The following is a 12,522-nucleotide window of genomic DNA, read 5'->3' on the forward strand; positions in this document are numbered from 1 at the left end:
CGCCGGGTCAGGCGTCCACGAATGACTCGTCGGCACCTGGCCGGTCGTTGTCCCCGGAATCAGTTTCCGGCTCGTCCTCATCCTCGGCTACGTCGTCTATGTCGACGTAGTCCTCATTGGTGAGTTCGTCGGTGTAGAGCGCCCAAAACTCGTTGCCGGCTGCGGCTGACGGATCCAGCGCCTGCAACTGATCCTGGAATGATTTCTTGACGGCAGAAAAGTCCTCGTCGTCCTCGGGGCCCACAGTGTCCCTGTCGATGGAGCCCCACGCAGCAATAATGGGCGCCAAGGTGCCCAGTGAAGAGGCGATCAAGGATTCCTCGTCCTCGCAGACAAACAGCACTGCCCCGGTCTTGCGATTGACCACGACAAATTGAAAATCGCCGTCGTTGCACACGATTGCACGCCCGCCAGCGTCGTCGGCGAAGGGTGGTTTGAGCCAGTCACCGTCCAACGGCACGTCTTCCAACGCAACCGGATACATCGTTTCCAACACCGACCAGATCTCGGAGTCGTTCATGATTTCCTCCTGCCCTTAGTCTTGACCCTAATCACAGCCGGTATCCGCGTCAACGGGGAGTTTCAGCCCGCCGGGAGCACCTCGGAGCTGCTGTCAAAACGGCGGTTGAGCAGCACGGGCAAGAACTCACGCACTTCTTCAATGCGCCTGTGCGTGACGTCGGCCGTGGCCACACCTTCGGCCTCGTCGTTGAGGAAATCCGTCGGAATGCCCATGGGGTCAAGGATGGCCGAATGGCCGATGCAGTGGTCGCTGGAGGTGCCTGCGGCCGCCACCCAGCAGGTGTTTTCAATGGCCCGGGCTTTGAGCAGCGTCTCCCAGTGCTCGATCTTGTGCTCGCCCTTGAACCAGGCGGCCGAGACACAGAGCAGGTCCACGCCGGAGACTGCCAGCGTGCGGGCCAATTCGGGGAAGCGGATGTCATAGCAGGTCATGATACCCACCTTGAAGCCACCAATTTCCACAATGGTGACACCGCGGTCGCTGGGCTTGATCCGGGTTGATTCTTGGTAGGAAAAGGCGTCGTAGAGGTGCAGCTTGCGGTAGGTGCCAAGGATTTCCCCGTCATCACCAACCGCCACCACGGTATTGTACGGGCGGGCCTCCCCACTGGATTCGTAGCCGCCGGCGATGACGGCAATCCCCACGTCGGAGGCAATCATGGACAGTCCTTGGACAAACGTGGTCCAGTGAGCATCAACGGCTGCGGAAAAATCGCCCTTGATCCGTCCCACCGAGAACATGGCTTCTTCCGGGAACACCACCAGCTTGCCGCCATCCTGTGCCGCAGCAACGGAAAGCCTGCGCATCGTGGCCAGGTTTTCAACAACATCTGCACCTGGATTGAACTGTCCAACGCTGACCTTCATGGCAATGGGCCTCTCCACTCGATTCCTTGTACATCCAGCCTAGCCGCCCTGGCCGCGGCCGCACCACGGCGGTGCGCAGTAGGACGCACGGTTGAAGACTATTGGGCTGTTGGGTGGCATGAGTCGGCACGGGACCGGCCCGGCGGGCTCCACTCGGCCCGCCGCGTCATGGCGTACATGGACTTTTCCAACATTGAGGCGCTGCAGTCCAGGGGACACCGCCGGGAAACTGTTGGCCCTGGAAACGCAGCGGCGTGAGGCGGTGGGCCTGCTGGGCACCGCGTTCACCATGGAGGAGGACTTTTACCAGGGCCGCATCGCCGGACACGGCGTGGACGGGCTAGTTCTCGACGCCGGCCAGCGAGCGGAGTGTCCCGGATCATTTACAGCTGGTGCGCGGCGTGGTTTCCCCACCACCCGCCTGACTGCCGAGGCCGCGGTTCGGCTGGTGCTGGGAGACGGTGCCTGAAGCACCCCAGCAAAAAGGGAAGGACGACGGCGGAACTTAAGTTCCGCCGTCGTCCTTCCCAAGCGCTGTGGTCAGCGCGAGTTATTTGTCGTTGATCAGGTCGTGGCGCACGATGGTCTGGTCGCGGTCCGGGCCCACGCCGATGGCGGAGATCCGGGTGCCGGATATGCCCTCGAGGGCCAGGATGTAGTTGCGCGCGTTCTCGGGCAGATCTTCCATGGTGCGGGCCGTGGTGATGTCCTCGGTCCAGCCCGGGAAGTACTCGAAAATGGGCTTGGCGTGGTGGAATTCGGTCTGCGTCATGGGCATTTCGTCATGGCGCACGCCGTCCACGTCATAGGCAACACAGACGGGGATCGACTCGATGTTGGTGAGCACGTCCAGCTTGGTGACGAAGTAGTCCGTGAAGCCGTTGACGCGCGAGGCGTGGCGGGCCAGGACGGCGTCGTACCAGCCGCAGCGGCGCGGGCGGCCGGTGTTGACACCGAATTCGCCGCCGGTTGTCTGCAGGTAGATGCCCATGTCATCGAAGAGTTCCGTGGGGAACGGGCCGGCGCCAACACGCGTGGTGTAGGCCTTGATGATGCCCACGGAACGGGTGATGCGGGTGGGGCCGATGCCCGAACCAACCGACGCGCCACCGGCGGTCGGGTTGGAGGAGGTGACGAACGGGTAGGTGCCGTGGTCCACGTCCAGGAACGTGGCCTGGCCGCCTTCCATGAGCACTACTTCCCCGCGATCCAGGGCTTCATTCAACACATAGGTTGCGTCAATGACCATGGGCCGCACGCGCTCGGCGAAGGCGAGGAAGTACTCCACGATCTCTTCAACTTCAACGTTGCGGCGGTTGTACACCTTCACCAGCAGCTGGTTCTTCTGCTTGAGCGAACCCTCCACCTTTTGGCGCAGGATGGACTCGTCAAAAAGGTCCTGGACGCGGATGCCCAGGCGGGCCACCTTGTCCATGTAGGCCGGGCCAATGCCGCGGCCGGTGGTGCCTATGGCGCGGCTGCCCAGGAACCGCTCGGTGACCTTGTCCAGCACCTGGTGGTACGGGGCCACCAGGTGGGCGTTGGCGGAAATGCGCAGCTTGGACGTGTCCGCACCGCGGGCTTCCAAGCCCTCGATTTCCTCAAACAACGCCTCGAGGTTCACCACGCAGCCGTTGCCGATGATGGGCACTGCGTTGGGGCTCAAAATTCCGGCGGGAAGGAGCTTGAGCTCATACTTCTCACCGCCGACAACTACTGTGTGTCCTGCGTTGTTGCCACCATTGGGCTTCACAACATAGTCGACCAAACCACCTAGAAGATCTGTGGCCTTGCCTTTACCTTCGTCACCCCACTGGGCGCCGACGATTACGATTGCTGGCATGGGACCCTCCCCCTTGCTCATAAGTTGAGCCGGCGCTGCAGCATGCGGCGGAGGTTCCACCGCACAGCGTCCGGGCACGAAAATGCCCCTTGGGAACCACTGGCCAGCACTGGCTTTTGACGCCGGCTGGCAAACGATCAAGGGGGTCTTACGTCCCGAGTTTACCGGAATGCCCACCACGGCGCACATTGGCGCCATTACATGAACGACGGCTGAGCCCCCTCCCCGCCTATCCTCGACGCTCCTTCCCCTTTCAGGGTGTTCCGCTCGACGCTCCTTCCCTTTCGGGATGTTTTCACAAACACCACGTCATTTAGTGTCGCTAGGACAGCAAAAGAGATATGCTGTCCCTACGACACTAAATATTTCGCAACCGCTCGCAAACGCCAGGAGAAGTCATGATCTTTGTAAACAAAACCGCCGTGGTCACCGCAGCCGGGGCAGGAATTGGCCGCGCGATTGCGCTCCGGTTGGCGAGTGAGGGAGCCGCCGTCGTGGTTTCTGACATCAACGACGGGGCCGGTGCGGAAACTGTCGATCTAATCACCGCCGCCGGTGGCCGGGCCGCCTACAAGCACGCCGACGTCAGCATTGCCGGGGACGTTGACTCTCTCATAGCGTTCACGCTCGAGACTTTTGGCGGGCTGGATTTGGCCGTCAACAACGCCGGCGTCGGGGCCATGCCCCAGCGGTTGGAGAGCACATCTGAGGCCGACTGGGACCGCGTCGTCAACATCACGCTGCGCGGAACATTCTTGGCCCTGAAGACGCAGATTGCCCACTTCCGTGCCAATGGCGGCGGTGCCGTGGTCAACATTGCCTCGACCGCCGGAATCTCAGCCACCCCGACGCTGACGCCCTATGGCGCTGCCAAGCACGGTGTTGTCAGCCTGACGCGCAGCGTTGCAATGGAAAATGCCGAGCACGGCATCCGCGTCAACGCCGTGGCGCCCGGCGCCATCGAAACCGCAGCCCTGGCGTCACTTCCCGCAGAAGCCAGGGAGGGCTACGCTGCAGTGATCCCCATGAAGCGCCTGGGCCAGCCCGAAGAAATTGCCAATGCCGTTAGTTGGCTGTTGTCCGAGGAGGCCAGCTTCGTGACTGGCGTGGTGCTGCCGGTTGATGGCGGAACCAGTGCCTAGTTCAGGCAGCTACCAAGAAGCGCTCATGGCTTCATTGACCCGGATCATTGGGGAATGGACGGCGCCTGACTTTCTGTCCGCCGTCGTGGCCAGGGAGGGCGTGGACCTGGATCCGGCCGCCATCACAATGATCACGTTCCTGTCCGCGGACGGCCCCATGCGCCCGTCCGCACTGGCCAAGAAGATGGTCACCGGAGCGTCCAACGTGAGCAAGGTTGTAGCCCGGCTGAGCGATTCCGGCATGGTCGACAGAATTCCGGATCCCGTCGACGCCCGCGCAAGTCTGGTGAACCTGACCGTCGCCGGGCATCGCGTGGCACAGTCGTTCGTCCGCGCCGGAGACGGCCTCGTGGAGGACCTCCTGCGGGATTGGTCCCCGGATGAACGCACGGAGCTTGTGCGCATGCTTGCGAAATTGGAGCAATCCACCGTTAGTTTTTCGACTCAACTTCGAGCGAACCACACACGTCCCGAGCCATCTGCGCCGGGAGATACTGAAGGAGCAATGCAATGACTGCCACCGCATCCAACCGTACCTACATCATCACCGGAGCCGGCTCGGGAATCGGACTGGCCACCGCCGAACTATTGCGCGAACGCGGCGCAACTGTCGTGGGCGTTGACCTCAAGGGGGCCGACGTCCAAGCCGATCTGGGCAGCACCGAGGGACGCAGGGCCGCAGCCGAAGCCGCTTTGGCGGCAGCCGGCGGAACAGTCGATGCCGTGATCGCCTGCGCCGGCATCTCCGCGCCCATCCCGCTGACCGCCAGCGTGAACTTCTTCGGTGTCACCGAATTCCTGGAGCACCTGGCACCCTCGCTGGCCAAAAGCGCAAGCCCGCGTGCCGCCGTCGTCAGTTCCATGGCCTCATTGCAGCCCAACTCCACCGAACAGGTTGAGGCCATGCTGGCAGGCGACGAGACAAGGGCCGTGGAAATCGGGGCCGCACTGGCCGAACAGGGCCCGGAGTCCGGGTACCTGAACTACCCCTCGAGCAAGCGGGCGCTGAGCCGCTGGGTGCGCCGCGAATCGATCAGCCCTCGCTACGCCGGGGCCGGAATCCCGCTGAACGCGGTGGCCCCGGGAACTGTCATTTCCGCCATGACGGCAGCAATGCTGGCCACACCGGAGGGCCGGGCCATGGTGGACGCGGCCGTTCCCATGCCTCTGAACGGCCACTCCGACGCGGTGGTCATTGCCAAGCTGCTCGCGTGGCTCACCAGTGAAGAGAACACCCACACCACGGGCCAGACCATCTACATCGACGGCGGGGCCGACGCCACGCTGCGCGGGGACGATATCTGGAACTAATCTGTCCCCATCGAGGACGCACTTGTTGGACCGACTTTGATGTCGAGTCCGGAGCTCCGTGTCACTAGTCCGGGTTTCGTGTCACCAGCCTGCCACCAGGCCCAGGTTAGTGCCACCAGTCATGGGTCATGCTGGGCTGGACGCATGACTGGGGATCACTGACTAGACGGTGTTCTGTGCGTCCCGAAAGGGGAACGTTCTATAGGACGGCCCTAATTGACTCCAACGCGGCTGAACTGACATCCTCGATTACATGCGTCCAAACCTGATCGTCATCACGAGTATCGTTGTCACCCTTGCCGCAAACATCGCCTTGGACGTATACACAGATATTCCCATGCTGATTCGTTGGACTGTAGCGGTTGGCTTTGGGCTGGTCGTCACCTTCGCACTGAGTAAGTTGTCCAAATTCCGGCATAAACGAAATACCAACGATGCATTGGTCCGCCCGTAGGCAAGCAACGGATCAAACTTCCAATACCGGGCTTGTCGTGGGCGGCACCAGCAACCGTGCAATAGCGCAGCCCCAATTTCTGTCCTCACCAATTAGGGAACCCTGAGCAGGACGGTGGGTATGGCGTGAGGTATTCCGGTTCTTAGGGTGCCAGTTTTACCTGCGATGTCATTTGCGTGAAAGAACTTTCCTTTACACGAGGACTATGACCACAAGGCACACGACAAACAGTGCGGCGTAGCTGGACTTAACGAGTGCCCCATTTCCGTTGAAGATCATCGCCATGCTGAGGGCAGCTAAGAATGCGAAGCCAATTTTCCAGGCTTTCAAGATGCTCCCCTATGGTCAGATTCTCCAGTGGACACTGGATGGTCTACAAGGGGAACCTTTACCGGACGCCGGCTCTTTGTAGTCGTTCCGGCGCCTGCCAGGTGAGCGCGTCTAGCGCGACCGGCGGGGACTGGAAGAGACTTTCGCCGCGGGCGTTATGCAGCGCAGGCCACAGGCTTGCGACCCAGGCAACCTCTCGCTCTTCCTCGGTAAACCGCCTACCACGCGATTGCTGGTAGGTGTTGATGAATTTTTCCGAGCTTTCGATGGTTGCCAGCGTTGGGACGGCGGTGCTGGCAAAGGCGCCTGATGCTGCACCGACAATAGCCGCTTCCGGGAGGGCAACAAGGCTGTCCCAATCGTGGACCGCCCAGGGGCGGTCCCCCTGCCAGCGAAGATTTTGGCTCTCCCAGTCACCGTGCCCAACAACCAGGGGCAAAACTCCTTGTGCCAGCCGTTCCGAAACGGCGCGGGCAATAGCATGCACGTGCCCTGGTACGAGGTCTTGGTCCATGGCGTCAACCACAGGATTTGTTGGCCACAAGCCGCCCGTTGGGGGATTCCAATGCATCCACGGAGGTGGTGCACCAAGCCTGGTTGGGGACTGTGTTTCAAGAATTCCTATCAGGTCCGCCAAAAGTTTCGCGGACCGGTCGGCAAAGGAAACCTCTCCACCGGAGTACATTTCACCGCCGGGAAGCCACGTCTCAGCACCGACAACCAAACCCGGTTCGAGTAGGTCAGCCCTGCTCAGCGGCCGGGCACAGGGGAACTCAGCATCCGCTGCAACGCGCTGAAGTTGAAGGCATCGATTGATTTTGTCGGCGGAATCAGGCCGGACTTTGACGGCAACAGTGCCGTGCTCGTCGGAGTCGTATTGGAACTGATGAGACATTTGACCGCCAGCTTCGGCACGCAACGACGTGAGGGCACCATGGCCGAACACGCGAAAACACCACGCCTCAACTTGAATGGATATTGCTCTTACCGCCATTGTCCGATTCTACAAACAGGGCCCCGCAGCACGTTCCACCGTTGGCCAATGTTCTCAGGTGTGGCGCCTACTACCGCCGTGCAAGTGGAACCTTGAGCGGGACGGGGTTGACCTGCTGTGGCAACGGCACGCCCACAGCTTCTGGCGCCGAGTACCGCCAACGGGAGCCAGTGATGGGCGAGTCCTGAGAATCAGTTTAGGCTCGTCGTATGGGCGATTTCGAAATCTCCGTTGATCACGAGCTGTTCCGTATCAGCGAGAGGTACCAGCCTGATGGGAGGCTCAGCTACGACTTTTCCTGGCTCAATGGGCCGGCGGACGGAACCTACGGGTTCACGATCGGGCGTGGTGGTGGCGAGGTTGCACCAAACGATCCAGACGGTGCTTCACGGATGTCCAGGGAAGCGTTGGTTGAGGAGGCTCACTCCTTCCAGGATTCGTTCTATACGGCCGGAGGCATAGGCGAAGAAGACTTCCCAGTTCATATTCCAGCGCGGATGCATGGAAACAGTGCCGGGTAACTGCTCCAATGCAGGGGTGGCTCTCGGTCGTAGAAATGCCCACCAAAACCCCAGATGGGGAACGCTCAGTGGGGCAGCGCGCTCGAGGGCAACATTTTGAGGCCAACGAGATTCCGATAACTGTCACTGGAGGACAGATGCGGCGGCAGTCTAGGCGCGTGACTGAATGGGCTAGTCAGCGAGAATGCAGTTTTCCCCGTCTATTACCATCCGCATCGTGGGCGACTCTACAGTCAACTCACTTTCAACTGTGCACCCTGAAGTTGCCTCGACTGAGACCCGCCCAAAGGGGATACCTTCGATGCCGTAAGTGGATCCCACTGAGACTTCTTGCGAAGTGGCTAAGTCCCCATCAGGGCCGATGATCTTCACCTTATAAGAGTTACCTTGAGCACCAGGCGCCATCGTGCGAACTTCGACCTCAACACTTCCGGATTGAGAACCGGAGGCGCAGCCAGTCATGGCAACGACGACCAAAAATGCTGCCGCGACACGAGCGAGATACTTACGGTCCATAGTCTCAGTTTGTCATATGACACTGCACCACCCTAGGAAGTAGAGAGATCGGCAGGCAGACTAATCAGTGAAGGGACCTCCTGCGGGGCAGCAGTTGATCTGACCTGCTCAAGATACAGTTGCGATCAAATGAAGAGCCAAATAAGCCAATTGCGTAGTCGTGGATTCCTGAGTACCGAGGACGTCGCCGCATTCACCCACCTGTCGACGACGGACCTGATTCGACAGCTGGAATCCGACGATGCCGTTGAACGATCCGCGGCCATTCACCTGCTCTCACAGACGGCACAATCGGGTGCTTCGGTGAACCGAATTTTTGCGGAGCGACTGACGCGGGAAACCAAGCTGTACACCAAGATCGTGCTCTGTGAAGCACTCCAAACCGGCGGAGAAGAAACCGCGCATGTTCTCATTCCGCTGCTCGGTACGATCGGAAGGAATCAACACAAGCATCCATCCCCTGAGGCGTTCAAGAAATCAAGCTATCCGCTTCCACGAGATATTGTGGCGCGAGTTCTTGCTCGAATGGACCCCACAGTCCTGCCGATATTGACCGCTGCCGTTCACGACGGACCACGGGTTCAGGTGGTAGAGGTCATCGATGCGGTTGGCTTCATGTGCTTCTATTCATCAGTGACGGCAACGGATCGGTTGGCTGCACTGCGCGCGCTGATCGGTAGACTTCACAGCAGCCTAAATGATGAGCTAATGCGGTGGAAAATTGTGCGCGCCTTCGAGAGTTTCAACCATTCAGACACTCTAACGATCCTCCAAGAAGTTATTGATGAATGTGCGATACCGGCAATACGCCAGGAAGCGCAGCGTTCACTAACGTTGGCCGTCAAACAACCCGCGATGTGAACGCCCCAGATTTCTCCACATTCGTGCGTTCAGGTCCCCTAATCGGACTTGCCGGAGACAGCTGTGCCAGGTGTCCCGCAAGCCGGTCGTTCACCGGAACCTGTGCAGAGGACTTCTGAAAATGACAGACACAGCGTGCTTCCGCGGCCCTCAGATTCCCGTATACCCTGCCCGCCAAAAAGCCCGGTGCGCCTCCCCTATACGGGACGGAGTTTTCGTCCCGTACGAGCCCATTCTTCTGGCTTTGACAACCGCGGGCTTGAGGCTCGCCAAGACCACTGATCCGAGGAAGATTTGTCATCGAATTTGGAATATCTTGCCGAGATTTTCGTCAACATTGATGGGCCGCGAAAGGAAACTGACACGAAACTGAGAACTTCAGCGTTCGAGGGCCGGGCGTCGTCGCAGGTCAGAACGATCCTCTGGTGACAGCCGGGTCGGGATCTTATATTTGACGCATTGGAGCGTTTTTGTCCAACAAGTGCGTCCTCGATTTTTGTGCAGGCTGGGCCGTTTTCATCCAAATGGTTGATGGATCCACTTTGTAGCAGGCATAGTTTGTAGGTATGCAGCAGCTAAAGGAAAGTGCATCAGCAAAAGGATCATCACGCAACAAGTGGGCGGGCCTCGGCGTCTTGGCGGCCGGGCTGTCCATGATCGTCATCGACGGCACCATTGTGGGTGTCTCGTTGCCAACGATCATCGACGACCTGCATCTGGACCTGAACGAAGCACAGTGGGTCAACAGCCTGTATTCGGTGGTGTTGGCTGCCCTGCTGCTGACGAGCGGGCGCCTGGGCGACAGGTTCGGACGGCGCAAACTGTTCATGATCGGCGTCGTGCTGTTCATGGCGGGCAGCATTTTCGCCGCGCTGTCCCACGATGCCGGCGGATTGATTCTCAGCCGCGTCCTGCAGGGCGTGGGCGGCGCGGCGGTGCTGCCGGCCACGCTGTCCAGCGTCAATTCCACGTTTTTCGGCAAGGACAGGACGACGGCGTTTGCCATCTGGGGCGCTGTCATCTCCGGCATGGCGGCGATTGGGCCGCTCTTGGGAGGTTGGCTGACCTCCTCCTTTGCCTGGCAATGGATCTTCATTGTGAACATCCCCCTGGGCCTAGCTGTGCTGGTCGGCGCCGTTCTCTGGGTGCCCGAAACCCGCACCCCGCACGACACCTCCGGGCTGGACATCGTGGGCCTGCTGCTTAGCGCCTCCGGCTTTGGCCTGTTCGTCTTCGCCGTGATTGAGGGTCCCGCCCTGGGCTGGTGGTCCGCCAAGAGTGCGCTCAACCTGGGACCCGTCAGCTGGCCGGCCGACGCGGCCATCTCGGCAGTTCCACTGACGCTCGCCGCAAGCATTGTGCTGCTTCTGGGCTTTGTGCTGTGGGAAAAGCGCCGGGCACGCGTTGGCCGTTCCGCCATTTTGGACCTGACGTTATTCCGGGTAAAGACGTTCTCCTGGGGCAACGCCGTGGCTGCCACGGTGGCAATTGGCGAGTTTGGCCTACTCCTGGTGCTGCCGCTTTACCTGATCAACATTCTGGGATTGGGTACACTTAATGCCGGCTTCGTGCTGGCCGCCATGGCCCTTGGAGCCTTCTTCTCCGGAGCCTCCGCCCGGCATTTGGCTGCACGGATGGGCCCGCCCAATGTTGTGATTATCGGGCTGGCGTTGGAGACGGCGGGGCTGCTGGCGCTGGCGTTGCTCATCACCTCCAGCACATCAATCTGGCTCATTGCCGTACTTCTCGTGGTGTACGGCCTAGGATTGGGCCTTGCGTCGGCACAGTTGACGGGGACTGTTCTGGCGGACATTCCCACAGCCGTTTCGGGCCAGGGATCGGCCACCCAGAGCACTGTCCGGCAGTTGGGCGCGGCGCTGGGCTCGGCCATCATGGGCAGCGTGCTCGCTCATTATGCCGTCTCCCGAGCAACGGAATTGCTGGGCGCCGTTCCGGGTGTTCCTGTCAATCAGGTGGGCACCCTGGCGGGTCAACTGCGTGACTCGGCGGGCGGCGTCGTGCCTCAGCTGAGTCAAGCAGGCACGCATGGTCCGTTGGGCGACGCCGGACCTGCCGCGGCCAGCGCTATGGCCGATGGTTTCGCCCAGGCCGTCAGTGCCTCCGTTCTGGCAGCCGCGGCCTTCCTGTTTATTGGCCTGGTGGGCTCGTTCTTTGTGGCCGCCGCGTCCCGGAAAGTCCACGCGACACCTGGCATTTGAGCCGCTGCCCAGTCCTTGAACAGTCTGTTCCTGGCGGACGCAACAGCCGTCATCGATGGCCAGCGTCCAGGTCCCGTCATCGAGGACGCACTTGTTAGACCAAACAGGCTCAAAACGGGTGAAATCGGTCCGCCAAGTGCGTACTCGATATTCAGAAGGGGCTACTTGACCACGTGGATCACGCCTGCCGCACCGCGTTCGGCGTCGACCATGCTGTGTGAGACAAACGGGTAGTTGCCCGCCTCCGGGAATGAAAGCTCAACGAAGCCGCCCTGAGCCGGTGCCAGCGGCAGGACCTGGGCGCCCGCCGTGGGATCGGATCCGTCCAGCAGGAACCTGCCCTCGCTCCAGGTGGTGTCGAACTGGCCGCCGATCACGTGGAACGACGACGCCCGGTTGGGTCCGGCGTCGAGCACCCAAATCCGCACCCGCTCACCAACCTTGGCCGGCAGCGGGGCGAACTTGTACTGGTTGGCGTAGCCGTTGAACACGATGGCGTCCGGCTTCTCCGCCTGAATCTTGGCCAGATCTGCAACACCGCCCTGCGGGCCTGCGTAAATCTCGGACTGGACCAGCAGGTACTCCTTGTCCACGGGAGCCAGCCCCGGCGGATCAATGACCACGGCACCAAACATGCCATTGGCAATGTGCTGGCTCATGGGCATGGTGCTGCAGTGGTACATCCAGATCCCGGCGCGCGTCGCAGTGAACGAGTATGTCAGCGACTCCCCCGGATTGATGGTCCGCATGGGTTGGTCCGGCGCCAGCGCACCGGCATGGAAGTCGATCGAGTGCCCCAGTGAGCCGTCGTTGACAAGCGTAATCTTGAATTTGTCACCAATCTTTCCACGAAGTGTGGGTCCGGGCGCCGTGCCGTTGAACAGCCACAGTTTCTGGGTGACCCCCGGCGCCACGTCGCGTTCCTCCTCGGTAACCTTCATG

Annotated in this window: 14 protein-coding genes; 7 read left to right on the forward strand and 7 right to left on the reverse strand. The window is 60.7% G+C overall.

The window, feature by feature from the left end; all coding sequences use genetic code 11:
- Window positions 1-7: 7 nt before the first annotated feature.
- The gene (locus art_RS11555) at window positions 8-520 is read right to left on the reverse strand and encodes an SUKH-4 family immunity protein (protein ID WP_038465100.1); all 513 of its coding nucleotides are present in this window, start codon (window positions 518-520) and stop codon (window positions 8-10) included.
- A 62-nt stretch (window positions 521-582) separates the two neighbouring features.
- Window positions 583-1,389, reverse strand: a complete 807-nt coding sequence (locus art_RS11560; RefSeq protein ID WP_038469842.1) for a carbon-nitrogen hydrolase family protein — start codon at window positions 1,387-1,389, stop codon at window positions 583-585.
- A 193-nt stretch (window positions 1,390-1,582) separates the two neighbouring features.
- On the opposite strand from art_RS11560, the gene art_RS11565 reads away from it, so the two are divergent.
- A complete protein-coding gene (locus tag art_RS11565; RefSeq protein ID WP_162182010.1) occupies window positions 1,583-1,858 on the forward strand; it encodes a hypothetical protein in 276 nt (91 codons plus the stop codon).
- Window positions 1,859-1,939: 81 nt separating this feature from the next.
- Here art_RS11565 and art_RS11570 read toward each other — a convergent pair whose 3' ends face one another.
- Window positions 1,940-3,232: an adenylosuccinate synthase gene (locus art_RS11570; RefSeq protein WP_038469845.1), complete on the reverse strand. Its 1,293-nt coding sequence runs from the start codon at window positions 3,230-3,232 to the stop codon at window positions 1,940-1,942.
- A 398-nt stretch (window positions 3,233-3,630) separates the two neighbouring features.
- Here art_RS11570 and art_RS11575 point away from each other — a divergent pair, with 398 nt between their 5' ends.
- Genes art_RS11575 through art_RS11585 form a run of 3 tightly spaced genes read left to right on the forward strand, consistent with a single transcriptional unit; the run spans window position 3,631 to window position 5,685 of the window.
- On the forward strand, window positions 3,631-4,374 hold the full coding sequence (locus tag art_RS11575; protein ID WP_038465104.1) for an SDR family NAD(P)-dependent oxidoreductase: 744 nt from the start codon (window positions 3,631-3,633) through the stop codon (window positions 4,372-4,374).
- 25 nt (window positions 4,375-4,399) lie between these two features.
- Window positions 4,400-4,888 (forward strand): MarR family winged helix-turn-helix transcriptional regulator, encoded by a 489-nt coding sequence (locus art_RS11580; protein ID WP_038465106.1) that lies wholly within the window; start codon window positions 4,400-4,402, stop codon window positions 4,886-4,888.
- Window positions 4,885-5,685, forward strand: coding sequence for an SDR family oxidoreductase (locus art_RS11585; protein ID WP_038465108.1), 801 nt, complete (start codon window positions 4,885-4,887; stop codon window positions 5,683-5,685). Before art_RS11580 ends, art_RS11585 begins: the two co-directional genes overlap by 4 nt.
- Window positions 5,686-6,331: 646 nt before the next feature.
- Here art_RS11585 and art_RS22250 read toward each other — a convergent pair.
- The gene (locus tag art_RS22250; RefSeq protein ID WP_157875245.1) at window positions 6,332-6,469 is read right to left on the reverse strand and encodes a hypothetical protein; all 138 of its coding nucleotides are present in this window, start codon (window positions 6,467-6,469) and stop codon (window positions 6,332-6,334) included.
- A 58-nt stretch (window positions 6,470-6,527) separates the two neighbouring features.
- A complete protein-coding gene (locus tag art_RS11595) occupies window positions 6,528-7,364 on the reverse strand; it encodes a phosphotransferase (RefSeq protein ID WP_157875246.1) in 837 nt (278 codons plus the stop codon).
- Between the two features lie 308 nt (window positions 7,365-7,672).
- Here art_RS11595 and art_RS11600 point away from each other — a divergent pair, with 308 nt between their 5' ends.
- Complete coding sequence (locus tag art_RS11600; protein WP_038465112.1) at window positions 7,673-7,984, forward strand: hypothetical protein; 312 nt, start codon at window positions 7,673-7,675, stop codon at window positions 7,982-7,984.
- Window positions 7,985-8,155: 171 nt separating this feature from the next.
- On the opposite strand, the gene art_RS22535 is transcribed toward art_RS11600, so the two are convergent.
- Window positions 8,156-8,500, reverse strand: a complete 345-nt coding sequence (locus art_RS22535; protein ID WP_162182055.1) for a hypothetical protein — start codon at window positions 8,498-8,500, stop codon at window positions 8,156-8,158.
- Between the two features lie 129 nt (window positions 8,501-8,629).
- Between art_RS22535 and art_RS11605 the strand changes: the two genes are divergently transcribed.
- Window positions 8,630-9,361: a hypothetical protein gene (locus art_RS11605; RefSeq protein WP_038465115.1), complete on the forward strand. Its 732-nt coding sequence runs from the start codon at window positions 8,630-8,632 to the stop codon at window positions 9,359-9,361.
- Between the two features lie 566 nt (window positions 9,362-9,927).
- Entirely contained in the window at window positions 9,928-11,580 is a 1,653-nt protein-coding gene (locus tag art_RS11610; protein ID WP_038465116.1) for a DHA2 family efflux MFS transporter permease subunit, read from the forward strand.
- Window positions 11,581-11,741: 161 nt separating this feature from the next.
- Here art_RS11610 and art_RS22960 read toward each other — a convergent pair whose 3' ends face one another.
- Window positions 11,742-12,521: a multicopper oxidase domain-containing protein gene (locus art_RS22960; RefSeq protein ID WP_253901334.1), complete on the reverse strand. Its 780-nt coding sequence runs from the start codon at window positions 12,519-12,521 to the stop codon at window positions 11,742-11,744.
- Between the last annotated feature and the right edge of the window lies 1 nt (window position 12,522).

The sequence above is a fragment of the Arthrobacter sp. PAMC 25486 genome (assembly GCF_000785535.1).
GTDB lineage: Bacteria > Actinomycetota > Actinomycetes > Actinomycetales > Micrococcaceae > Specibacter.